General features: G+C 70.5%; 24 protein-coding genes. 10 read left to right on the forward strand and 14 right to left on the reverse strand.

Annotation, left to right across the window (positions count from 1 at the left end; all coding sequences use genetic code 11):
* Nucleotides 1-38: 38 nt before the first annotated feature.
* Genes Apa02nite_RS35410 through Apa02nite_RS35420 form a run of 3 tightly spaced genes read left to right on the forward strand, consistent with a single transcriptional unit; the run spans nt 39 to nt 3,902 of the window.
* Nucleotides 39-2,081, forward strand: coding sequence for a flagellar biosynthesis protein FlhA (locus Apa02nite_RS35410; RefSeq protein WP_203828947.1), 2,043 nt, complete (start codon nt 39-41; stop codon nt 2,079-2,081).
* Nucleotides 2,071-3,675 (forward strand): hypothetical protein, encoded by a 1,605-nt coding sequence (locus Apa02nite_RS35415; protein ID WP_239164766.1) that lies wholly within the window; start codon nt 2,071-2,073, stop codon nt 3,673-3,675. The genes Apa02nite_RS35410 and Apa02nite_RS35415 overlap by 11 nt, the downstream gene beginning before the upstream one ends.
* Entirely contained in the window at nt 3,672-3,902 is a 231-nt protein-coding gene (locus Apa02nite_RS35420; protein WP_203828949.1) for a hypothetical protein, read from the forward strand. The genes Apa02nite_RS35415 and Apa02nite_RS35420 overlap by 4 nt, the downstream gene beginning before the upstream one ends.
* A gap of 97 nt (nt 3,903-3,999) precedes the next feature.
* Here the strand turns inward: Apa02nite_RS35420 and Apa02nite_RS52030 are convergent, their stop codons facing one another.
* The 14 genes from Apa02nite_RS52030 to Apa02nite_RS35490 all read right to left on the reverse strand — a co-directional run bounded on the left by Apa02nite_RS52030 (nt 4,000) and on the right by Apa02nite_RS35490 (nt 17,169).
* Complete coding sequence (locus Apa02nite_RS52030; protein ID WP_203828950.1) at nt 4,000-5,892, reverse strand: flagellar hook-length control protein FliK; 1,893 nt, start codon at nt 5,890-5,892, stop codon at nt 4,000-4,002.
* A gap of 52 nt (nt 5,893-5,944) precedes the next feature.
* Nucleotides 5,945-6,928 carry a transglycosylase SLT domain-containing protein gene (locus tag Apa02nite_RS35430; protein WP_203828951.1) on the reverse strand — a complete coding sequence of 328 codons (984 nt, stop codon included), beginning with the start codon at nt 6,926-6,928 and terminating at the stop codon, nt 5,945-5,947.
* Nucleotides 6,929-7,029: 101 nt separating this feature from the next.
* Complete coding sequence (locus Apa02nite_RS35435) at nt 7,030-7,464, reverse strand: flagellar FliJ family protein (protein ID WP_232344834.1); 435 nt, start codon at nt 7,462-7,464, stop codon at nt 7,030-7,032.
* Between the two features lie 145 nt (nt 7,465-7,609).
* The gene (locus tag Apa02nite_RS35440) at nt 7,610-8,917 is read right to left on the reverse strand and encodes a FliI/YscN family ATPase (RefSeq protein ID WP_067702703.1); all 1,308 of its coding nucleotides are present in this window, start codon (nt 8,915-8,917) and stop codon (nt 7,610-7,612) included.
* 35 nt (nt 8,918-8,952) lie between these two features.
* Nucleotides 8,953-9,621, reverse strand: a complete 669-nt coding sequence (locus Apa02nite_RS35445) for a FliH/SctL family protein (RefSeq protein WP_203828952.1) — start codon at nt 9,619-9,621, stop codon at nt 8,953-8,955.
* On the reverse strand, nt 9,605-10,630 hold the full coding sequence (gene fliG, locus Apa02nite_RS35450) for a flagellar motor switch protein FliG (protein ID WP_067702708.1): 1,026 nt from the start codon (nt 10,628-10,630) through the stop codon (nt 9,605-9,607). Before fliG ends, Apa02nite_RS35445 begins: the two co-directional genes overlap by 17 nt.
* Before the next feature lie 45 nt (nt 10,631-10,675).
* Entirely contained in the window at nt 10,676-12,301 is a 1,626-nt protein-coding gene (gene fliF, locus Apa02nite_RS35455) for a flagellar basal-body MS-ring/collar protein FliF (protein WP_203828953.1), read from the reverse strand.
* Nucleotide 12,302: 1 nt separating this feature from the next.
* Entirely contained in the window at nt 12,303-12,671 is a 369-nt protein-coding gene (gene fliE / locus Apa02nite_RS35460; RefSeq protein ID WP_067702714.1) for a flagellar hook-basal body complex protein FliE, read from the reverse strand.
* Between the two features lie 2 nt (nt 12,672-12,673).
* Nucleotides 12,674-13,066: a flagellar basal body rod protein FlgC gene (locus tag Apa02nite_RS35465; RefSeq protein WP_203828954.1), complete on the reverse strand. Its 393-nt coding sequence runs from the start codon at nt 13,064-13,066 to the stop codon at nt 12,674-12,676.
* A 2-nt stretch (nt 13,067-13,068) separates the two neighbouring features.
* Nucleotides 13,069-13,416, reverse strand: coding sequence for a flagellar basal body rod protein FlgB (locus Apa02nite_RS35470; RefSeq protein ID WP_067702720.1), 348 nt, complete (start codon nt 13,414-13,416; stop codon nt 13,069-13,071).
* Between the two features lie 209 nt (nt 13,417-13,625).
* Nucleotides 13,626-13,946: a hypothetical protein gene (locus tag Apa02nite_RS35475; protein WP_203828955.1), complete on the reverse strand. Its 321-nt coding sequence runs from the start codon at nt 13,944-13,946 to the stop codon at nt 13,626-13,628.
* A gap of 7 nt (nt 13,947-13,953) precedes the next feature.
* Complete coding sequence (fliS, locus tag Apa02nite_RS35480; protein ID WP_203828956.1) at nt 13,954-14,334, reverse strand: flagellar export chaperone FliS; 381 nt, start codon at nt 14,332-14,334, stop codon at nt 13,954-13,956.
* 59 nt (nt 14,335-14,393) lie between these two features.
* Nucleotides 14,394-15,800: a flagellar filament capping protein FliD gene (fliD, locus tag Apa02nite_RS35485; protein ID WP_203828957.1), complete on the reverse strand. Its 1,407-nt coding sequence runs from the start codon at nt 15,798-15,800 to the stop codon at nt 14,394-14,396.
* Between the two features lie 145 nt (nt 15,801-15,945).
* Nucleotides 15,946-17,169, reverse strand: coding sequence for a flagellin N-terminal helical domain-containing protein (locus Apa02nite_RS35490; RefSeq protein ID WP_203828958.1), 1,224 nt, complete (start codon nt 17,167-17,169; stop codon nt 15,946-15,948).
* 247 nt (nt 17,170-17,416) lie between these two features.
* Between Apa02nite_RS35490 and Apa02nite_RS35495 the strand changes: the two genes are divergently transcribed.
* From Apa02nite_RS35495 to Apa02nite_RS35525, 7 genes are all read left to right on the forward strand, one after another.
* On the forward strand, nt 17,417-17,902 hold the full coding sequence (locus Apa02nite_RS35495) for a flagellar protein FlgN (protein WP_067702737.1): 486 nt from the start codon (nt 17,417-17,419) through the stop codon (nt 17,900-17,902).
* Nucleotides 17,902-19,362, forward strand: coding sequence for a flagellar hook-associated protein FlgK (gene flgK, locus Apa02nite_RS35500; RefSeq protein WP_203828959.1), 1,461 nt, complete (start codon nt 17,902-17,904; stop codon nt 19,360-19,362). The genes Apa02nite_RS35495 and flgK overlap by 1 nt, the downstream gene beginning before the upstream one ends.
* Before the next feature lie 11 nt (nt 19,363-19,373).
* A complete protein-coding gene (locus Apa02nite_RS35505; RefSeq protein WP_203828960.1) occupies nt 19,374-20,303 on the forward strand; it encodes a flagellin N-terminal helical domain-containing protein in 930 nt (309 codons plus the stop codon).
* Nucleotides 20,304-20,305: 2 nt separating this feature from the next.
* The gene (locus Apa02nite_RS35510) at nt 20,306-20,743 is read left to right on the forward strand and encodes a flagellar assembly protein FliW (RefSeq protein ID WP_067702746.1); all 438 of its coding nucleotides are present in this window, start codon (nt 20,306-20,308) and stop codon (nt 20,741-20,743) included.
* Nucleotides 20,744-20,853: 110 nt separating this feature from the next.
* On the forward strand, nt 20,854-21,102 hold the full coding sequence (gene csrA, locus Apa02nite_RS52035; RefSeq protein ID WP_067702749.1) for a carbon storage regulator CsrA: 249 nt from the start codon (nt 20,854-20,856) through the stop codon (nt 21,100-21,102).
* Between the two features lie 228 nt (nt 21,103-21,330).
* Complete coding sequence (locus tag Apa02nite_RS35520) at nt 21,331-22,011, forward strand: PHP domain-containing protein (protein ID WP_239164767.1); 681 nt, start codon at nt 21,331-21,333, stop codon at nt 22,009-22,011.
* A gap of 73 nt (nt 22,012-22,084) precedes the next feature.
* Nucleotides 22,085-22,801: an SRPBCC family protein gene (locus tag Apa02nite_RS35525; protein ID WP_239164768.1), complete on the forward strand. Its 717-nt coding sequence runs from the start codon at nt 22,085-22,087 to the stop codon at nt 22,799-22,801.
* Nucleotides 22,802-23,211 lie beyond the last annotated feature (410 nt).

A 23,211-nucleotide genomic window follows, 5' to 3' on the forward strand; every position in this document is an offset into this window, starting at 1 on the left:
CCGGATGGCCATCGGACTGCCCATGCCTGGAAGGTGTCGTGAAGAAGCCGAGCATCAGCAGACTCGCCGTCCCCATCGGGGTCATCGGCATCATCATCATGATGGTCGTCCCCCTGCCGACCTTCCTGCTGGACCTGCTGATCGCTTTCAACATCACGGTGGCCCTGCTGGTGCTGCTGACCAGCATGTTCGTCGAGAAGCCCCTGGACTTCGCGGTGTTCCCGGCGCTGCTGCTGGTGATGACGCTGTTCCGGCTGGCCCTGAACATCAGCGCCACCCGGCTGGTGCTGCGCGACGGCGACGCCGGCAAGGTGATCCACGCGTTCGGCAGCTTCGTGGTCGGTGGCAACCTGGTCATCGGCCTGGTGATCTTCTCGATCCTGGTGATCGTGCAGATGATCGTGGTGACCAAGGGCGCCGAGCGGGTCGCCGAGGTCGGCGCCCGGTTCACCCTCGACGCGATGCCCGGCAAGCAGATGGCGATCGACGCCGACCTGAACGCCGGCCTGATCGACGAGTCCGCCGCGAAGAAGCGCCGGGCCGAGGTGGCCGCCGAGGCCGAGTTCTACGGCGCGATGGACGGTGGCTCCAAGTTCGTCAAGGGCGACGCCGTCGCGGCCATCATCATCACCCTGATCAACCTGATCGGCGGGTTCGCGGTCGGGATCCTGCAACACGGCCTGTCGCCGACCGACTCGATGAACCAGTTCAGCATGCTGAGCATCGGCGACGGGCTGGTCTCCCAGGTGCCCGCGCTGCTGCTCTCGGTGGCCACCGGCCTGATCGTGACCCGGTCGGCGACCTCCGGGGACATGGGTCAGAGCGTCACCGCCCAGCTCGGCCAGAACAAGCTGGCGCTGCGCATCGGCGGCGCCGCGGCCCTCGCCCTCTGCGTGATACCGGGGCTGCCGAAGATCCCGTTCCTGGTGGTCGGGGTGGCGGTGCTGGTGATCGCGCAACGGGTCAAGGAGACCGTGCCGGACGAGGACGTGCCGGCCGTCGAGGCGGTCGAGATGCCCGCCGCGGACTCGCCCGAGCAACTGCTCGGCGAGATGCGGATCGACCCGCTGGAGCTGGCCCTGGCACCGGACCTGGTCGACCTGGTCGACGTGAACAGCGGCGACCTGCTCGACCGGGTGCGCGCGCTGCGGCGCAAGATGGCCCTCGAACTCGGGGTGATCATGCCGCCGGTGCGTACCCGGGACGACCTGGACCTGCCGCTGTCGTCGTACGCGATCCGGATCTCCGGCGTCGACGCCGGCACCGGACAGGCGCCACCCGGAACCGTGCTGGCGATCGGTGAGGGGCTGCAGGCGCTGCCCGGCCGGGCCGGTGTCGAACCGGTGTTCGGCCTGGCCGGCAAGTGGGTGCCGGCCGAGCTGCACTACCAGGCCGAGCTCTCCGGAGCGACGGTCGTCGACCGGGCGTCGGTGATCATCACGCACCTCGCCGAGGTGGTCCGGAACAACGCCAGCCGGCTGCTCGGCCGGGAGGACGTGCGCGCACTGTCCGAAATGGTCAAGCGCACCCACCCGGTGGTGGTCGAGGAGCTGACCCCGGGGCTGCTCAGCCTCGGCCAGATCCAGAAGGTGCTGCAGGCGATGCTCGACGAGGGCGTGCCGATCCGCGACCTGGTCCGGATCTTCGAGTCGCTGTCGCTGCGGGCCAAACTCTCCCAGGATCACGACGGCCTGATCGAGGCCGCGCGCAACGCACTGGGTCCGGCCATCGCCGCCCAGTACGCGACCGCCGGCCGGCTGACCGTGATCACGCTTGACCCGATGCTCGAGCAGAGTCTGCTCGAGTCTCTCCGGCCCAGTGAGACCGGCGCCTTCATGGCGATCGACGGCATGCGTGCCGAGGCGATCGTCAGCGAGGCCAGCCGGCTCGCCGAGGCCGCCGAGCAACAGGGCCTCAACCCGGTCCTGGCGTGCTCGCCACAACTGCGGTTGCCGCTGATGCGACTGCTGCGTGCCGGCTCCCGCCGGGTGCAGGTGCTGTCGTACAGCGAGATCTCTGGTTCCACCGCACAGATCGAGACGATAGGGGTGGTGAACGGTGCCTACGCGGGTGCTGCTTGAGGGACCGGCCATCGAGCCGTTACTGGCTCAGGTACGTGACGAGTACGGCTCGCGCGTCCGGATCATCTCCGCCGACAAGGTACGAAGCGGTGGTCTCGGAGGCTTCTTCGCGAAGCAGCACTACGAGCTCTCCGTCGAGGTACCGGACGCACAAGAGGACAGTGAGGACATGGCGCAACAGACAGTCGCCGGTAGCGGCGCGAACCCGTTGGAGCGGCTGCTCGAACAGGCCGAGTCCCGGGACCGGTTCACCGGCGAGCCGGCGCCGGCCCGGCCGTCGGCACCACGACTGGGCCCCGGGCCCGGGCTGAGCCCCGGCAACGGACTCGGCGATCGGCTGGCTCGACCGGAAGCTCTCACCAAGCAGGACAGCAGGGAGGCGGGGATGGGGGACACCGGTACCGCGTTTGCGGAACTGATGGCCGGACTCGACGTGGCGAGCCACCTCGGCGAGACACAGCGACCCGGTCACCGGGTCCGCCAGCCGGCCGACGCGGCGGTGCGCGCGTTCACGCCGGCCACCGCGAACGAGCCACCGGTCAACGTCGGCGGGCGGCCCAGCCTGCCGGCCGCGCTGCCCGGCCGGCCCGGCGGACGACCGGCACCACCGCCCTCGGCGCCGGTCTCCCCGGCCGGTGCGGCGACGGTGTCACCGGCGCGCCGTGCCGTGCCGCAGACCACCGCCGCGGCGCCGATCCGGACCACCGAGCCGACCGCGGCGCCGCCCCGGGCCGCGTTCCAGACTCCCGGGCCGACCGCGCCGCTCCGGTCCGCCGCCGAGGTGTACGGCCTGCCCGGCGACGACCCGATCCCGGTCTCCCCGGCGCCGGTGGCCGCCGCGGCACCGGCACCGCCGATCACGCCGAAGACGGCGCCCCGGCGGACCAGCAGCGACCTCGACGCCGTGCAGACCAACCTGATCACGGTCGGGATGCCCGAGGAGATGGCTCGCCAGATCACCGGCGGCGACACCTACGCCGGTGTGCTCGGGGTGCTCGCGTCCCGTCCGGCCGCGCCGGGCATCCCGGACGGCCCCGGCGAGATCCTGGTGCTCGCCGGTGAGGTGCACACGGCGGTGCCGATCGCCAAGCAGCTGCTCGAGCAGATCCACGTGGACCACACCCACCTGCTGCTGGCGGCGCCGTCCACGGCCGGCACCGGGCTGCACTCGTCACGGCTGATCTCCAGCCGGGACGTGGCCGAGTCACGCTCCGACAAGCTGCAGTCGGCCGACCACGCGTGGGTCGTGGTGATCGACGCGCCGGTCGGCGGCACCGACGAGTTCTGGGTCAACGAGATGTGTGACGCGCTCGGCGCCACCGCGCTCTGGGCCGTCGTCGACGCCACCCGCAAGACCGCCGACACCGCTCGCCACCTGCGCAATCTCGGTGAGGTGGAGGCACTCGTGGTGCACAGCGTGGAGCTGACCTCGGACCCGGCGTCGGTGCTCGGCCTGGACGTGCCGATCTTCTCGCTGGACGGCAAGCCGGCCACTCCGCACGCCTGGGCCGCGATGCTGTGCGCCCGGATCGCCGCTGAGGTGATGCCGGTGGCCGCGATGGCCCGGCGGGGTACCCGCACGCCCCGCCGATGATCCGACCGTCGGTCCTGGGATTCGCTCTGCTGCTCAGCCTGCCGGCCTGGTATCGGCTGCTGTTCGACCAGATCGAGTTCACCCAGGTGTTGATCCGGTTCCTGATCGCGGTGCCGATCGCGGCGGTCCTGATCGCCGCGTTCCGCTTCGTCACCTCGGGGTACGGCATCACCGAGGAGACACCGGCGACCGCGGCCCAGCAGATGGGTACCGAACGTTCGGCGTGACACCCCCGCACTGGTGCCTTGGGGAAGAGCTATCAGTGCATCTCACAGCGGCGCCGGCCCTCATCGAGGACCGGCGCCGTTGTCGTGCTCGACCAGGCTAGGCCTGGATGTCGATCCGGCCCGGTGCGGCGACCCGGCGGGTGGTCACCGGGGCCGGCTCGACCGGGAGGTCGGCATTCCCGCCGGTCCCGCCGCCGCGCCGGCCGAAGCCGCCGGACGCCTCGAACTGCTGCCGCGCCTGGTCCTGCGGACTGCCCTGGCGCAGGTCGAGCGTGCAGTTGCCGAACCCGGAGTCCTGCAGCTCCTGGCGCAGATCGTCGAGGGCCGAGCGGATCGCCTCGGTGCCGGCCTCGGTGCCACCGGTGAGCTGCACGGTGATGTCGCCGTTGCGGATCTCCGCGACCACCTGGACCGGCCCGAGGTCGACCGGGTGCAGGTTCACGGTGAGCCGGTGCACCCCGTCGGCGTCCAGCCGCAGCGGCGCGATCCGCATCGCGATCTGCTCGGCCGGGGGCGCGACCGGGATCGGTGTCGAGTTCTCGGCCGGCGCCGTCGGTGCGACCGGTGCGGCCGGCGCGGTGGCCTGCGGGCCGGTCACTCCGGGCAGGGCGGCGCCGGGCGGAAGGCCGGTCTCGGCGGGTGGTGCCGCCGGGACCGCGGTGGTCGCGGCGGGCGGTGCGGTCGCGGTCGCCGGTGCGGTTTCCGGTGTACGGGACTCCGCCCCCGGCTGCCCGTTCCCGCCCGGCGAACCGTCACCGGTGTCCGGCCTCGCGTCCGGAGCGGCCTCGCCGGGCGCCGGCGCCGCGACGGCCTCGGCGGGCGTGCCGGGAGTGGCCTCGGTGCCCGGCGCCGTGGCCGGTCCGGTGCCGGCCTCCTCGGCTCCGGCCTTGGCGGTGGCGGTCGCTGCGGCGAGCCAGGCCGGGCGGGCCGGGGTGGCGCCGGCCGCGGCGACAGTGGCGCCGGGCGGAGCGGCGGTTGCCCCGGACAGCGCAGTGGCGCCGGGCAGAGCGGTGGTCCCGGGCGGAGCGGTTGCCCCGGGCTGGGCGGTGGCGCCGGGCGGAGCGGCTGCCCCGGGCAGGGCGGTGGCGCCGGGCAGGGCGGTGGCGCCGGGCTGGACACCCGGCGTGGCGGTGCCGGTCGGGGGTGCGGGCGGCGCGGCACCCGCGACCGCGGCGGCCACCGTCGCTCCGGTCGGCACCGGGCCGGTGACCGGGGTGAGCCCAGTCGCGGGCTGACCGGTGCCAGGCTGTGCGGTTTCGGTCGGAGTGGCCGTGACGACACCGGGCTGACCGGCGGCGGCGGTGGCCGTCGGGGCCGTCGGGGCCGTCGGCACGGCCGGCTCCGGTGTGGACGCCGCCACCTCCGTGGGGACGACCGCCGGGTCGGCGGGCTTGGCCTGGCCGGCGTCCGCCACGGCCTTCGTGCCGGGCTCCGGGGCGGCCGCGACCTTGGCCTTCGCGCGCGGCGCGGGCCGGTCGGTGTTCTCGGCGCGTCCGGTGTCGTCGGGACGCTCGCCGGCCCGGTCGGCCCGGTCGGCCCGGTCGGCCGCCGCCCGGTCGGCAGCGGCGGCCCGGCGGGTGGCGGCCCGGTTGGTGGCGACCTTGGCGGCGGCGCGGTCCGCGGCGGCCCGCTCGGCGGTGACCCGGCCGGCCTCGTCCCGGCTCGCGGCGCGCTGGTCGGCGGCGCGCTGGGCGGCCCGGTCGGACGAGGCCCGATCGGAGGCCGCACGCTCCGAGGCCGAGCGTTCGGCGGTGCCGCGCTCGGACGCGCCACGTTCGGCGGCCGCCCGGTCGGCGTCGGCCCGGTCGGCGGCACGGCTGCCGGCCGCCCGATCGGTGGCCGCGCGGTTCGTGGCCGGGTCGGCGGTGGACTGGCCCAGCTCGGCGGAGAGCGCCGACCCGAAGTCCGCGCCGTCGTCACGCCGCGCACCCCGCCGGCGGGTGGTCTCGACAGCGGGCCGGTGCTCCGGGCCCGTCACGGAACTCGACATGATGATGCCGCTCCTCACTGATCCGGTGGTGCGGTGGTCTTTCTCCAGGGACTCAGCCGCCGAGCGCGGCCAGCGCCTTCTGCACCTTCGGCACGTACGCCTGGGTCTCACCGAACGGCGGGATCCCGCCGTACTTGCGCACCGCGCCGCCACCCGCGTTGTACGCGGCCAGGGCCAACGGCACCGACTTGAACTCCTTCAGCAAGCCCTTGAGCATCTTCGCGGCGCCGTCCACGGCCTGCGCCGGGTCGAACGGATCGTCCACGCCGAGGCCCTTCGCGGTGCCCGGCATCAGCTGCATCATGCCGCGCGCGCCGGCCGGGCTCACCGCCTTCGGGTTGTACCCGGACTCCACCTTGGCGACCGCGGCCAGCAGCTTCGGCGGGACGTCGTGCTTCGCGCCGGCCTTGAGGAACAGGTCCGCGTACGGCACACCGGCCAGCCCGGCGCCGCTCGCCGCCCCGCGCAGACCGGCCGGGCGCAGCGCCGACATGTCCTGCACCGCGGCGGGCGGCACGTCGTCGATGATCCGGCGGATGTGTGTCGGTTTCTCGTACACCGACTGGATCTTCACGTGGTCGCCCGGCTTCGGCGCGGCGATCATCTTGTTGTCGCCGATGTAGATCGCCACGTGGTCCACCGGCGAGTCGAAGGCCAGCACGTCACCGGGCTTGGCGTCGGACAAGCTGGCCACCGGCCGGCCCGCGGTGGCCTGCTGCCACGAGTTGCGCGGCAGCTTCACGCCGAGGTCCTCGTAGACCTGCTGGACCAGCCCGGAGCAGTCCAGGCCCTTCTTCGGGTCGGTGCCGCCGAAGACGTACGGCGTACCCAAATATTTGCGGGCCGCGGCGACCACGTCCCCGCCGGCCGGTCCGGCGGCCGCGCCGACGCCCTGGCCCGGCCCGGTGGCCTTGGCCAGCGCTGACTTGAACTTGTCGCCGGACGACGCGTCGGCCGCCGCGGGCGGCGGGGTCAGGCCGAGCTGGTCCTGCAGCTCGGCGACACGGGACAGGACACCACCGACACCAAGGCTCATACTTCGCTCCCGTTCTCTCTCGGCGGGCGACGGGTTCTTTCTCGGCGGGCGACGGGTTCTTCTGGGCGGGCGACGGGTGGGATCGGGAGTTGCCCGGCGGGTCAGGTGTCCTTGACGCCGCGCGCCGCGTTGCGGGCCTTCGAGGTCACCGCGAGCTCGTCGAGGTTGGCCTGGTCGGTACGCAGGTCGTGTGCCTTGACCAGGGCGGCGTGCCGCTCGGACATCATCTCCACCGCGCGGCGCCGCTTCGCCGCGTCGGTCAGGGCGGCCACCTTCTCCCGCTCGACCTCCTCGGCGTCGGTGACCATCCGCTGTGCGTCGAACAGGCCGGCGGCCAGCGACTGCCGGGCCACCAGCGCGGCCACCATGGCCCGGGCCGAGCCCTCGGACGGCGCGTCCTGGCCGACCAGGTCCAGATGCCGACGCTTGACCAGCGCCTGGGCGTCCCGGACGTCGGCACGCGACTGGATCACCGCGCCGCGGGCGCCGTCCTCCTGCGCCTTGCGCGCGCGCAGCACCGGGGAGAGTCGGAACATGCGGTTCACGTCAGCCTCCTAGCGGGCGGATGGAGCCCTCACCTCACCGCTTCGGCCCGGTCGGAGATCGTCTGAGGCCCTGCACCCAACCCGCAACGAGTCCGCTGCCTGCGGCGTCTTTTAACGGACGAAGCACCACCAATCGCTAGGTCGTGGCGATCAGGGCGCGCAACGCGGCCCACGCGTCGTCGGCGGTGACCCGTTCGTCCAGGTCCTGCTGCAGGAACGCGCTGATCTGGCCCCACGCCGCGTTGGCGCGGTCGGCCTCCGGGTTGGTGCCCGGCACGTACGCGCCGATCTCGACGAGCTCGCGGACCTCGCGGTGCGCGGCCATCAGGCGGCGCAGCTCGGTGGCGTCCGCGCGCTGCTCCCGGCTGGTGATCCGGTTGGACACCCGGGAGATCGAGTCGAGCGCCTGGATGCTGGGGAAGTGGCCGGCGGTGGCGAGCTTGCGGTCCAGCACGATGTGCCCGTCCAGGATCGAGCGGGCCGCGTCGGCGATCGGCTCGTTGTGGTCGTCGCCCTCGACCAGCACCGTGTAGAGCCCGGTGATGCTGCCCCGGGCACCCGGACCGGCCCGCTCCAGCAGCGAGGCGAGCATGGCGAAGACCGACGGCGGGTACCCGCGGGTGGCCGGCGGCTCGCCGACCGAGAGGCCGACCTCGCGCTGGGCCATCGCCGCCCGGGTCACACTGTCCATCATCAGCAGGACGTCGGCACCCTCGTCCCGGTAGTACTCGGCGATCCGGGTGGCGACCGCGCCGGCCCGGAGCCGGACCAGCGGTGGCGCGTCCGAGGTGGCGATCACCACGACCGAGCGGGCCAGTCCCTCCTTGCCCAGGTCGTGCTCGATGAACTCGCGGACCTCCCGGCCGCGCTCACCGACCAGGGCGACCACGTTCAGCTCCGCCGAAGTGCCCCGGGTGATCATGCTCATCAGGGTGGACTTGCCGACGCCGGAGCCGGCGAAGATGCCGATCCGCTGGCCGCGTCCGCACGGGACCAGGGTGTCCAGGACCCGTACGCCCAGCGACATCGGCTTGTCGACGAGCTGGCGCTCCATCGCGGACGGTGGGGCGGAGTCGATGCCGACCAGTTCGCCGCGCAGTGGCGGGCCGCCGTCCATCGGGCGGCCGAGGCCGTCCAGGATGCGGCCGCGCAGGTCCGGGCCGACCGAGATGCGCAGCGGGCCACCGGTGTTCATCGCCGGCGTGCCGGTGCCCAGCCCGGCGATCGGGCCGAGCGGCAGGCAGGACAGCTGCTGCCCGTCCAGGGCCGCGACCTCGGCGAGCACCGCGTCCGGCCCGGTGCCGATCCGCAGCAGGTCACCGACGCGGGCCTCGATCCCGCTGACCGTGACCCGGAGCCCGACCGCGCCGGTGACCCGGCCGCTGACCCGGGGCCGGGCCGCCGCGACGGCGCTCTGCATGCGGTGGTGGAAGACGTCGGTCATGCCCTGCCTCTCATGCCGGCGAGCCGGGTGCGGACTCAGATCCGCAGGGCCTCGCGGGTCCGGGCGACCGCCGCCGCGATGGTCGCGTCGACGGTCGCGGTGCCGGTCTCGGCGATCGCGTCGCCGGGACGGAGGCTGGGATCGGCGCGCAAGGTGATCTTCCGGCCCTGGTAGTCGTACGCGCCGCCGGTGTCGCCGGCCAGGGTCCGGAGGTCGTCCGGGTGCAGGCGCACCGTCATGTCGCCGTGCTCGGGGGCGGCGGTCATCGCCCGGCGCAGCGCGTCCGGGCCGCGTTCCGGGTCGTCCAGCAGGGACCGCCCGACGATCGCCTCGGCCAGCTCGAACGCGCTGGCCAGTACGAGCTCCTGCAGCTCGGTGAAGGTCGGCATGAGCTGGTTCTCCAGCTCGGTGACGGCCCGGCCGAGCGCGTTCACGGCGTGCGCGAGCGCCGCCGACCGGCGCTGCTCGTGCTGGTCCTCGCTGACCAGCGCCCGGGCCGCGGCGGCCTCGGCGGCGGCCACGGCGTCGCGCTTGCCCTGGGACCAGCCCTCGGCGTACCCGGTGGTCCGGGCCTGCTGCCGGGCCTCCTCCAGGACCTTCGGACTGTTCGGATCCGGCCGGCGCAGGTCGGTGGAGAAGCGGGCGGCGGTCGCGCCGACCGCCTCCGCCCCGCGGATCACCGGCCCGTCAGGCGATGAGCTCATCAACATCGCCGCCACGCTGGATCTCGATCTGCCCGGAGTCCTCCAGGGTGCGGATGACACTGACGATCTTCGCTTGGGATTCCTCGACCATCTTGACCTTGACCGGGCCGAGCAGGTCCATCTCCTCGAGCAGGTTCTCCCGGCCGCGCTCGGAGAGGTTCTTGGTGACCTTGTCCCGGACGTTCTCCGGCACACCCTTGAGGGCGGTGGCCAGGTCGGCCGGTTCCACCTGGCGCAGGATCAGCTGGACCGCGCGGTCCTCGAGGTTCACCACGTCCTCGAACATGAACATCCGGCGGCGGATCTCCTCGGCCAGCTCCGGGCTGCGGGCGTCCAGGGCCTCCAGGATGAGCCGCTCGGTGGTCCGGTCGGCGCGGTTGATGATCTCGACGAGCGGCTGCAGGCCACCGACTGTGGAGAGCTCGTCGGGCTGCAGCACGCTGGAGAGCTTGCGCTGCAACGCGCTCTCCACCTGCCGGATGATGTCCGGCGAGGTGCGGTCCATGATCGCGATCCGGTGCGCGACCTCGGTCTGCACCTCGAGCGGGAGGCCGGCCAGGATCGACGAGGCCAGCCCGGCCGGGATGTGCGCGAGCACCAGCGCGATCGTCTGCGGGTGCTCGTACTGCACGTAGGAGAGCAGCTGCCGGGGGTCGGCGTTGCTGAGGAAGTTGAACGGGATGTCGTTCATCGACGCTTCGAGGCGGTCCAGGATCAGCGCCGCGCGCTCCTTGCCGAGCGACGCCTCCAGCAGCTCACGGGCGTAGTCCATGCCGCCGGATCCGGCGTACCGGGTGGTCGCCATGGCGTAGAACTCGTCCATCACGTCGTCGACCTGGACCGGATCGAGTTTGCCCAGCCGCGCGACCTCCGCGGAGAGCATCTCGACCTCTTTCTCGGTCATTCCCGCCAGCACCTGCGCGGATTGTTCCTTGCCGAACTGGACCAGCATTATCGCGGCCTTGCGTACGCCCGTCATGGAGAGCGTGGTGAGCGCGGGTGTGGTCAACGCGTACTCCTCGAACCGTCTTGCCTGCGGGGGCTACCTGGGGGGTCAGCGGTGCGTCGCGTCGGCGGCCATCCAGCCGCGCAGCAGGGTGGCCATCTCGTCCGGTTTCTCCTTGACCATCGATTCGATCTCGCGGTGCCGTTCCTCGCGGGCCTCGTTGATCTCCTCCGGGATGAACCCGGAACCGCTCTCGAGCATCCCGGCGGCGTGCATGGCGTGGGTGGCCTCCAGCTCGGCCTGCCGCTGCGCGTCCAGCGCGGCCTGCATCTCTTCCAGGTGCGCCTTCTCCTCGGCGGTGAGCTGCTGGCGCCGCTTGGCACGCCGGCTGGCCCGCCAGGCCAGGAAGATCAGCATCAGCACCACGAAGGCGAGCGCGGCCGTTTTGATCAGGGTGATCTGCTTGTTCTGCTTGTCCAAGGCCGCCGAGGCCGCCAGCTCGTCCCGGGCCGCCTGGGCCGCGGAGTTGTCGAACGGCATGGCGCTCACCGCGATCGTGTCGCCGCGGGTGGCGTCGATCCCGGCCGCCGAGCTGACCAGCTGCTGCACCTGGGTCGGGTCCACCGAGGCCGCGGTGGTGCTGTCCAGCAGCACCGCCACGTTCAGCCGCCGGATGCTGCCCGGTGCCTTGCGGCGGACCTCCTGCACCTCGTTGAGGGCGTTGTTGCGGGCCTCGTTCTTGTTCGCGTACTGGCCGTTGGAGCCGGCGCCGTTCGGCACCTGGATGTTGTCCGGGCCGAGCACGCCGCCGTTGCCGGTGCCGCTCCCGCTGTACGTCTCGGAGCTGCTGGTCTCGGAGAGCGACGGGAGGGACGGGTCCGAGCTGTACGTCTTGCTGCGCGTCTCGGTCTGGTCGAAGTCCAGGTCGGCGGTCGTGGTGACGACCGCGTGCCCGGGGCCGACCAGCCGGTCCAGCATGCTCTGCAGGGAGGAGTTCATCCGGTTCTGGAACTCGACGGTCTGCGACTCGGAACCGCTGTCCCCGCCGGTCGCCACCGAGGCCCCGCCGCCGGTGGAGAGGATCTTGCCGTCGGCGCCGGCCACCGTCACCTGGGTCGGATCCAGCCCTTCGACGCTCGACGCGACCAGGTGCACGATCGCCTGCACCTGGTCGGTGCTGAGCGGGCTCGTCGACTTCGAGGCGACGAGCACCGACGCGGTCGGCTTGGCGTCGCTGTCGGCGAAGACGTCCTTCTGCGGCATCACCAGGTGCACGGTGGCCGCCTCGACGCCGTCGATCGACTTGATGGTCTTGGCGAGTTCGCCCTCCATGGCCCGCTGGTAGTTCGCGTGCTGCATGAAGTCGCTGGTGGTGATGCCCTGCTGGTCCAGCAGCGAGTACCCGGTGCCCTCGTCGTTGGGCAGGCCCTCGCCGGAGAGCTGGAGTCGCAGGGCATTCACCTGGTCGCGCGGCACCATGATCGTCTGGCCCTCGTTCGCCAGCTCGTACGAGGTGCCGGCCTTGTCGAGGGACTCGACGATGGCGCTGGCGTCCTTCGTGGACAGGTTGTTGAAGAGGATCGCGTACGACGGCTTGGCCGCCCAGGTCGCGAAGAAGTAGCCACCGACGAGGATGGCGAGGACCGCGAAAATCGTGACAGCCTTCTGTCCCGGCGTGAAGGACTTGAAGGTGTCCGTGATGCGGCGTACCGGTGCGGGAAGGCGGTCAGTCATGTCAGGCCTGCATCCTCATGATCTCTTGGAAAGCCTCGACGGCCTTGTTCCGGACGGCGAGGGTCATCTGCAGGCCGAGGGACGCCTCGGTGGAGGCCATCGTGTACTGGGCCGGGTCCTGCAGCGTCCCGTTGGCGACCTGGATTCCGAGGTCGTTCGCCTTGTCCTGCGACGCCTGCACGCTCTCCAGACCCTTGGAGAGCATCCGGGCGAAGTCGGTGTTGGGGCTCGGGGTCTTGGCGGCCTCGGCGAAGTCCAGGTCCCCGGAGAGACCGGACATGCCGGAGGCGCCGGACAGCCCGGAGGCGCCGGAGAGGCCGCTGATGCCACTGAAGCCGGAGATCCCGCCGATGGGATTGATCGCTGTCATGATTACTTCCCGAGGTTGATAGCGGCCGCGTAGGCGTCCCGCGCCCGGTCGACGACCGAGAGGTTCGCCTGGTAGGAGCGCTGGGCCATCATCATCTGGGCCATCTGGCTGCCCATGTCGATGTCCGGCCGGCGGACGTAACCCTGTGCGTCGGCGAGCGGGTTGTCGGGCTCGTAGGCCAGGACTCCCTCGGCGCTGCCGTACGACACGCCGGCCACCTCGGCGCCGTTGCCGTCCTGCGCGGACCGGGCCTGCACGAAGCGGGCCTGGAACGCGTTCTCGGAGGTACGGCTGGTGTTGTTCATGTTCGCGATGTTGTCGGAGACCGCGTCCAACCACTTGCGGTAGACCGTCACGCCGGTGCCCGCGACCCCGATGGCATTGAAGATGCTCATCCTCAGGCTCCCTTGATGGCGTCGCGCAGCAGGCCGTACTTGCTGTCGACGGCCCGCAGGGTGAGCTGGTAGCGCATCGTGGTGTCGATGTGCTGCAGCGTCTCCTCGTCGAGGTTGACGTTGTTGCCGTTGAGCCGGGTGGGTTCGAGCGACGTCAGCACGCTCGGTGACACCCCGGCCGGCGATTCACCCCGGGAGACGGCGCCCTGAAGGGCCTCCTCGAATTTGACCTTACGAGCTTTGTAGCCCGGGGTCTCGACGTTCGCGATGTTGCTGGCAATGGCGGTCTGCCGGGCCGACAGGCCGGTGACAGCGACGCGCAGTGCGGACGAAGTGACGTCTTCGAACACGTTGCAGCTCCCTGATCAGTCCGTCTTGTCGCCGATCCATGGCTGTCGGTTGAGCAATCCGTGCTCGTACCATGCAGTTCGGCGAGTCCGGTGATCGGCTGAGCGCGAGACGGTTGCTGAGAGGTTGCACACGCGAACATCCCGGACCCCCTGGCCGGGGTTCCGGGACGTTTGTGCTTGTCACCTTGTCGTGGTCGGCACCGCTGCGGTCACATCGCGCAGTCGAGGTAGATCGGGCGCTTGATCGCCTCGCCGGTCTCGATCCGGGAGGTCATCTTGGCCTGCTGCCGGTTCGCGGTCAGCCGCCGGGCGATCTCCTCGGCCGCGGCCAGTTGCCGGGTGAGGATCCCGTCGGCGCGCGGCCGCAGGTCCAGCGGCAGCGCGCCCAGCTCGGTCGGCGGTTTCCAGATGTCGGCCGGCGGGGTGTCGGCGTGCCGGTGCTCGTCGGCGAGCATCACCTCGACCGCCGAGACGTCCATCTCCAGCTCGTCGAGCGCGGTCGTCCAGGCGCCCCGCCAGTCCGTGGTCATGGCCCGATCAACCCGCCGCTGCCGCGACCGAGGCCTCGCGCCACGCGTCGCGCAGGGGTTCGAGGAGGCTGCGGCAGCCGGCCACCCGCTCCGGGCTGCGCGAGATGTTCGCGCCGATCAGTTCGGTGAGCACGAAGCCGTACAGGTTGGCCAGGCCGGGCGCGCCGTCCCAGGCCTCCACGTTGAGCGAGACCCGCAGCTCGAGAATGATCTCCTGAGCGTGGTTGAGCTTGTCGTTGGCAAGTTCCCGGTCGTCGGCGTGCAGGGCGTCCTCGCCGTGCTGCAGATCGAGGATCAGACGGTCGTAGAGCATGGTCAGCAACTTCGCGGGAGAGGCCGTGTTGACCGAGTCCTGGAGGTACCGGTCACGAAGGTTGGTCGCGCTCATATGTCTCCTCGGGCAGAGCCGGCGGCGGGATGGTGCGTCGTCGGTGCAACGGGCACGGATCAGCCCAAGCCGGCGAGCTGACCGGACAGCCAGCTCGACTGGTTCTTCAAGCTGCCGAGCGAGGTCTCCAGCGCGGTGTACTGCTTCTGCAACGCCACCTTCTTGGCGGCCAGGCGGACGTCCCAGTTCTCGATCTGGTCGGTGAGCGTCTGGATCTCGCTCTTCCGGCCGGTGATCACGCCGGTGACGGCCTTGGTCTGTGTGGCGGAGAGGTCCTTCATCTTGGCGCCGAACGCGATGCCGGCCTCCTGGACCTTGGCCGGGTCGGCGAGGTAGGCCTTGTTGAAGTCCGTCTCGCTGAAGGCGAAGGTGCCTTCCTTGGTCAGCGAGATGCCGAGCTGGCTGAGTGAGCCGAAGTCCACCGTCGTGTTCGTCGCGACGCCGTTGGAGTCGGTGGTCGACTTGGTGTACGAGAGCCCGTTGCTGACCTGGCTCAGCATCGTCTGCTTCATCTGCCGGACGGTGAAGTCACCGGTCAGCGGCGAGCCGGTCTTGGTGTCGATGTCGTACGCGGTCTGGCTGGTGATCTCGGCGAGCGCCGCGTTGGCCGCGTCGACGAGGGCCTGGAACTTGCCGGAGATGGCGCTGGTGTCGGTGGTCGCGTCGACCGTGACGCCCTTCTCCTCCTTCGCCACGGTGAGGGTCACGCCCGGCATCAGCGCGCTGAACGTGTTCGTCGCGCTGGTCACCGTATACGCCGACTCGGTGTCCGGGTTCATGGTGAGCACGGCGTCCTTGGCGGACGTGGTGGTCGGGTTGGCGCCGCCGGTGCCGTAGCCGTCCAGCCCGGAGATCTGGAAGCCGTTGGCGGCGCCGCTCTTCTGCCCGCTGAACTGGATGACACCCTCGTTGCCGGAGGTGTTGACCACCATGGCGCGGATGCCCATCGCGGCCGAGTTGACCGCGGTGGTGAGCTTCGCGGCGGTGCGGGGCTCCGGGACCGTGATGGTCACCGGGTTGCCGACCGGGGTGAACTCGTCGACGCCGTCGGCGTCGGCGTCCGGGCTCCAGGTGCCCGGCTGGATGTCGAAGGTCGCCGGCAGCGACTGCTCGGCCGTGGTGTCGGCCAGCTTCAGCACGGTGCTCTGGTTCCGGGCCACCGAGGTGACGTCGAACTTGGCGATACCGGCCATGCCGCCGAGCCCGCCGGTCGCGGTGGCGGTGACCGTGCTCGAGCTGGAGGCGACCTTCAGCGACCGCCAGGAGGCGAGGTCGCCGACCGACTCGGCCGCCGTCTTGGTGGCCTTGATCTTGGTGTTCACCGAGAGGTACGAGGTCACCGCGGTCTGCGCGGTCGCGACCTTGGTCTTGAGCTTGGTCTGCGGGACGGCCTCGACCTGCATCAGCGAGCTGATCATCGAGGAGGTGCTGAGACCACTGACGAGGCCGTCGACGGAGCTGGTCACGGTGCCTGCCTTTCCGGAGCAGAGCGAGAGCGGGGCGAAACCGAAGCGGGGGCAGCCGGCTGATCTGCCTGGCTACCCCCACCTATTCGGCCGTTCGCTGATCGAATTCAGCCGCTACCGGTAGCTATCCGGTTGCGGTCAAGGGTCAGCGGAGCAGCGACAGCACGTTCTGCGCGGACTGGTTCGCCTGCGACAGCATCGAGGTGCCGGCCTGGGTCAGGATCTGGTTCCGGGTGAAGGAGACCATCTCCTGCGCCATGTCGGTGTCCCGGATGCGGGACTCCGACGCGGACAGGTTCTCCACGGCGGTGTTCAGGTTGTTGATGGTGTGCTCGAAGCGGTTCTGGTGCGCACCGAGCTTCGCCCGGGTGTCCGACACCGACTGGATGGCGGTGTCGAGCGCCTTGATCGCCTCGGAGGCGCCGGACTCGATGCCGTTCGCCGGGTCGGCTACCCGGGTGAGGTCGAGGTTGTTGAGACCCAGCGTCTTCGAGTTGACGGCACCGATCGCGACGTTCAGCGTCTCGCCCGAGTTGGCGCCGATCTGGAAGGAGCCGTTCGTCGGGGTTGTCGTGGTGGGCGCCGCCGAGGTTCCGGTGATGCCGGTGGCACCGAAGTCGGCGGAGAACTGCGAGCCGCTCTGCGCCTTGAACGTGACGTTGTTGTCCTTGTCGACCTCAGCGGTGATGCTGATGTCGACGTCGGAGTGCCCGTTCTTCTTCAGGGCGGCGGTGACCGCGTCCTGAATCTTGGAGGCCGAGGCCTGCGCGGAGAGCTGCTTGCCGCTGTCGTCGGTCAGCGCGACCGAGGAGATGTCGATCTGGGTGGCGAGCGTCTGCCCGTTGAGCTTGGTGATCGACATGGCGCCGGAGGCCGCGGGGACCGCCGTGGTGCCGTCGGCGTTGGCCGGGATCGCCGCACCGGCGAGCTCGCCGGTGGTGCCGAAGGAGCCGTCGAGCAGCTTCGACTTACCGAACGCGGTGGTGTCGCTGACCCGGTCGATCTCCGACGCGAGGCTGTTGAACTCGGCCGACGCCGCCTTCTTCGCGTCGTCGTCGAGCGACGCGTTGTTGGCCTGGACCGAGAGGTCACGCATGCGCTGCAGCATGCTGGTGGTCTCGTTCAGTGCGCCTTCAGCGGTCTGCACGACACTGATGGCGTCCTGGGCGTTGCGGACCGCGACCTTGAGGCCGCCGGTCTGCGCCCGCAGACCCTCGGAGATCGACAGGCCGGCCGCGTCGTCCGCGGCCCGGTTGATGCGGAAACCGCTGGACAGCTTCTCCAGCGACTTCGACATCTGCCCGTCGGTGACCGACAGGTTCCGGTAGGCGTTCTGCGCGGCGATGTTCTGGTTGATGCGAAGACCCATGAGTGTTTCCTCCTTGAGTGGGGTCTTGAGCCGGCCCGTCCATGAGCCGTGGTGTAACGCAGTTCCCTTCGGCCGATGGCCGAAGTGCCCTGAGGATTCTCCGAGAATTCTTCCGGCTTATCGGGGCAAACCCAGATGAATGCCGATTGGGAGAAAGTGCTCAGCGGCACCGTGAACATGCCGACCTGTCCGAATGAGCGGGTTGCCGATTGGGTGCAGCCCGACCAGCGAAACGACGGAGGACCGGGTGAGTCTGACCGACCTGGCCAGCGTCCTGTGGCGCTCTCGCGAGCTGCTGGAGATGCTGCTGTTCAAGCTTGAGGAGGAGCAGTTGCTCCTCGCGGCCAATCGATCGCGCTGGCTCAGCCACGCCACCCGTGAGGTGGAGGTGGTGCTGGATCAGATCCGGCAGACCGAGGTCATCCGGGCGGCGTACGCCCAGGAGGTCGCCGCCGAGCTCGGCCTCTCCCCGGAAGCGTCACTCGGCGAGCTCGCCGACGCGGCGCCGGACCCCTGGTCGGATCTGCTGCATCAGCACCGCAAGGCGTTCCTGTTACTGACGTCGGAGATCCGGGCCCTGGCCGACGTCAACCGCGAACTGCTCACGGCGGGGCAGCGGGCGGCTCGCGAAACCATGCTCGTGTTCGCCGAGACTGTGGAAACGTACGGGCCGCAGGGCCAGACCGTCACCGGCGGCGCACGCCGCCCCACCCTCGTTGATGAGGCGATCTGATGGGCAGCACATTCAGCGGACTCAACACCGCACTGACCTCCCTGTACGCGCAGCGTCGCGGCCTGGAGGTCACCGGCCAGAACATCGCCAACGCGAACACCGAGGGTTACACCCGGCAACGCGTGGTGCTGGCGGCGCAGAGCACCAACACGAACCCGGGCATCTACTCCACCACCAACGACCTCGCCGGTGGCGTCAACGTCGCGTCGGTGGACCGGCTCCGCAACGCGGCACTCGACCAGCGCAGCTACTCCGAGCACGCGAGTTCGGCGTACCACAACCCCCGGGCCGGCGCGTACAACCTGATCGAGGACGTGTTCGCCGAGCCGAGCGACACCGCTCTGCAGGGCCGCCTCGCGGACATGTGGGACGGCTGGAACGCGGCCGCGGCCAACCCGAGCGACCTGTCCGCCAAATCGGCGCTGCTGGAGCAGGCGACCACGGTGGCCTCGACGCTCAACGACGCGGCCGCCTCGCTGAACAACCAGTACAAGTCCGCGCGGACCGGCCTGGACACCTATGTGGACGAGGTGAACAAGGCGGCCGACTCGGTGGCCAAGCTGAACAACCAGATCTCCGTCGCCCAGGCGGCCGGCCTGGGCGCGAACGAGCTGCAGGACCAGCGGGCCACCCAGATCCTCAAGCTGTCCGAGCTGGTCGGCGCGTCCGCCACCGACCTGCCGAACGGCGTGATCAACGTCTTCGTCGGCAGTGCCCCGCTGGTCACCGGGTTCAGCACCCGGGCCATCGAGGTCGAGAAGGGCAGCGCCACCCGGCTGGAGGACCTGGCCAGCAGCGAGGTCAACCTGCGCTTCGCGGACACCAAGACCGCGGTCACCGCCGGCGGCACGATGGGCGCCACGATGGAGCTGCTCGCCAAGGACGGCGTGCTGGACACCATGACCAAGAAGCTGGACGTGGTGGCGGGCACGCTGGCCAAGAACGTCAACGCGATCTACGAGAAGGGCTACGCGATCGACGGCACGACCGGCGATCCGTTCTTCGTCCGCAACGACACCGGGCTCGAGGACGACGTCACGGCCGCGCAGATCAAGGTGGCGGTGACCAACCCGACCCAGGTGGCGATCTCGTCCGGCGACCCGACCGGCGCGCCCACCGCCGACTTCCCGACCGGGGCGCCCAAGGTGCTCGACGGGAACCTGGCGGACACGATCTCCGAACTGGCCGAGTCCCGGACCGGCGCGGACACCGAGTACAAGTCGATGATCGGCGAGCTGGGTGTCTCGTCCCAGGCCGCGGCCCGCCGCCGCGACGTGCAGAACGCGGTGACCGATCAGGTGGACTCGGCACGCGACGCCGAGTCCGGGGTCAACCTCGACGAGGAGATGACCCACCTGCTCACCTACCAGCGCGGGTACGAGGCGGCCAGCCGGGTGCTCACCACCATCGACTCGATGCTCGACCAGTTGATCAACCGAACCGGCCTGGTCGGTAGGTAAGGGGGCACGGTATGACCAGTCCACGGATCACCGACAGCGGTATGCGCAACCGGGCGATGTCCAGCCTGCAGCGCAACCTCGGCCGGACCCAGACGGCGATGGACCAGATCTCCAGCGGCAAACAGCTGAAACGCCCGTCCGACTCGCCGACCGGCACGGTCACCGCGCTGCAGCTGCGCGGCGAGGTCCGGGCGAACAAGAAGTACTCGGCGAACGCCGACGACGCGGTCGGCCGGCTCGGCGTCGCGCAGGACAACCTGCAGTCGTCGGTGGAACTGCTGACCGTGGCCCGCAATCTGACGCTCGAGGCGCGCAACGGCGCGCAGGCCACCCCGGAGGCGAACCGGGCGCGGGCCGAGCAGCTCGAGGAGATCAAGGGCAACCTGGTCCAGTTCGCCAACTCCCGATATCTGGACCGGCCGGTGTTCGGCGGGTCCACACCGGACACCGCGGCGTACGACGACGCGGGCAAGTACACCGGGGAGGAGGCCGGCGAGACGGTCCGGGCGATCGGGCCGAACGCGAAGGTGCGGGTCGACGTGCGCGGCCCGGAGGTGTTCGGCGCCGATCAGGTCGCCGACGAGAACGGCAACATGGTGGACAACCCGGCCCAGATGTTCCGAGCGTTGGACGACGTCATCGCGGCGATGCGGTCCGGCGATATGGACGCGCTGGACTCGGGCCTACAGAACATCGATAACGCGTCTGATCTCGTGAAATCCACTCTTTCGGACGTAGGTGCCCGATATAATCGGGTTACCCAGATGAAGCAGTCCGCTGAGGATCGCTTGATGTCCGTGTCGTCGCAGTTGTCCGATATCGAGGATGTCGACCTGCCTAAGGCGATCATGGAATTGCAGCTCCAGCAGACCTCGTATCAGGCCGCCCTGGCCGCCACGGCCAAGGTGATCCAGCCCTCGCTCATCGATTTCCTGAGGTGACCATGACTACTCGCACCATGTCCCGACCGATCGAGGCCACCATGACCGACCCGTCGCTGGGCCTGCCGACCATCTCGATGGCGGTGCCTATGCCCGGGTTCCCGGCGCACAAGGAATTCGTCCTGGTGCGACTGAACGACGACGGTCTGCTCTACGCCCTCACCTCGCTCGACAACCCGGAGCTCCGGTTCCTGGTGGCGCCGCCGGAGCCGTTCTTCCCGGACTACGCCCCGGAGATCGACGAGTCGGTGTTCGCCGCGCTGAACACCAAGGACGCCGACCGCGTGCTGCTGCTGACCATCATCACCGCGAGCAAGGAGGACACCACCGCGAACCTCCTCGCTCCGATCGTGGTGGACCGGGACAGCATGCGGGCCGTGCAGACCATCCTCACCGGCTCGGGCTACCCCGTCCGGGCGATCATGAACCGGGCCTTCTGAGCCGTAAGCACGGGCGCGGTCGCGGTGTATCGCGGCCGCGCCTTTGCCATGCTGTCCGCTCGAGGAAGTAAAAATGCTGTCCGTTCCATGGATGGAGAAGGAGAGCGCCGATGCTTGTGCTGACCAGACGGGCCGGAGAGAGCGTGATGATCGGCGACGACGTCGTGATCACCGTGCTGGAAGCCCGCGGCGACGTCATCCGGCTGGGCATCCAGGCCCCGCGACACGTCCAGGTGCACCGCGAGGAGGTGTATCGGGAGTTGCAGGAGGCGAACCGGGCCGCCGCGTCACCCGACGACGCCGCGGTGACCGCGGTGACCGCGATGCTGGAGAAGCCGGAGAGCCGGCCGCAGGAGTGAACCCCCGGAGCGGGCATCCGAGTCTCGGATGCCCGCTTCTGCTCGTCCGGCGGACGTACGCTCCTCACCTGCACCGGCGGCTGACCCCGGAGACAACGCGCGACCCGCAGTCTTCTCGGTGGGCGGGAGAATCCCGCGCTTTCAGTCCGGGGAGCGATCGTGGGCGCAGAGCGGGAATCAGTCATCGGCGGCGGGGCGGTAGGAACCGCGGGGCCGCTTGATCTGACAGTGGATGCCCACGTGCACACCGGCTTCTCGGCCGGTCGGGATGCCGTCGGCGTGGTGGTCTCGGCCGCCGATCGGGCCGGCCTGACCGCGCTCACCTTGGCCGACCAGGCCGGGCCGGACACCGCCTGGCTGTCCGCGTACGCCGACGCCGTGCGCCGGGCCCGGCACCGCACCGAGATGACGCTGCGGGTGGCCGCCGAGGTCGAGGTGGTCCGCCCGGACGGCTGGCTGGCGCTGCCCGCCGACCTGACCCAGCTCGACGCGCTGTCGGTGGCGATCTCCGCGCTGCCGTACGGTGACGAGCTCCTGGACGCCCGCGCGATCCGGACCCGGGTGGCGGCCGGTGAGCTGTCCGCCGAGCAGGTGGCCGAGCTGCTGGTCGCGGCGACCGTGCAGGGCCTGGAGCGGGCCTGCCGGTACGTGCCCACCCAGCTGGCCCGCCCCCTCGCGCTGCTGGCGCAGGCCGGCGTGGACGACACCGCGGTCTCCCCGGCGCTGCTGGCCGACCTGGCCTCGGCCTGCCGGACCACCGGCACCCTGGTCGAGATCAGTGAGGCGTGGCGCAGCCCGTCCCCGCGTCTGGTGGGCCTGTTGCGGGACGCCTCGGTGTCCCTCGTCCCGGCGAGTGACGCCCGGTACGCCGCCGAGGTGGGCGGCTGGCAGTACCTCCGGCGGGTCTGAGCGAAAGCGAACACGGGTCGCACTCGTCTCCGTACTCTCTGTCATGCCAGCACTTCAGCATGGGAGAGATGCGATGAGTATGGTTCAGCAGGCCATCGAGGTGAGTGCACCGCTGCACACGGTGTACGAGCAACTCGCCGCGTTCGAGAACTACCCGAGGTTCATGACCGGGGTCCGCCAGGTGACCACCATCGGAGCGGACCAGACACACTGGATCATGGATGTGGACGGCAAACGCCGGGAGTTCGACGCGCAGATCATCGAACGATCACCGGACGAACGGGTCTCCTGGTCGACCATGGAGGGACCGCTCCTCGCCGAGACCCTGACGCTGCGCCCGATGGGCGAGACGAAGACCCAGATCGTCGCCCAGCTCGAGGCGGACATCGCGTTCCTCATGCCCAGCGACCGGCACGGCCAGGAGTCGTTGAACCGCAGGCTCAAGGCCGACCTGACCACCTTCAAGGGCCTCATCGAGAGCGGCGTCCTCGGCGGCCGCCCGATGCCCACCGGCGCCAGCACCAAACTCTTCCCCACCCCGGCGAGTTCGCTGTTCGGCCGGGGCGCCGACTTCGCCTCACCGGCCTCGGTCGCGGCCCGCGCCCACAAGCACCCACCGGCCACCCAGGCCACCCCGCCGAGCCTCGGCTCACCGGAATCCGCTCCGCATCCGGGCGCGGGCTGGGACAACGGCGCGGTGGCCGGCTCCGCCCGGATGGGCGGCCACACCACCGCCGGCGACATCTGGGGCAGCGGCATGATCAATGAAGAAGACCGCGGCAACGGCTGACAAAAATCAAGATCAAGATGTCGTGCGTCCGCTGGTGTACAGACCGCCGCTCCCGCCGGGACCCTGCGGGCTTCGCTGGCCGCTGACGCGTCCAAAACGCCAAGCCCTCCGGGCGACATCCGTGACCACTGACGGTCACCCCACCCAACCCGAAAGGCCGCCGCCCACCCAGGGCCGGCGGCCTTCTCGCATCCCGCAGCCCCGCGCTCGCGCGCGTCCGCGCGGAAGCGCGGGCCCGGCGTGGGCACGCGAGGCGGTCCGGCGCGAGGTCCCGGCTGGTTGTCAGGGGTGTCTCAAGGGGTGCGAAGCACCCCTGAGAGCCAGCCGGCGCCGGGAGGCGCGCCTCGGCCGGAAGTGGTCGCGGTCTTGCGCGAGACCATCACGGGACGCGGCTCGTAGCCTGCGGACGG

This window comes from Actinoplanes palleronii (assembly GCF_016862315.1).
Lineage (GTDB): Bacteria > Actinomycetota > Actinomycetes > Mycobacteriales > Micromonosporaceae > Actinoplanes > Actinoplanes palleronii.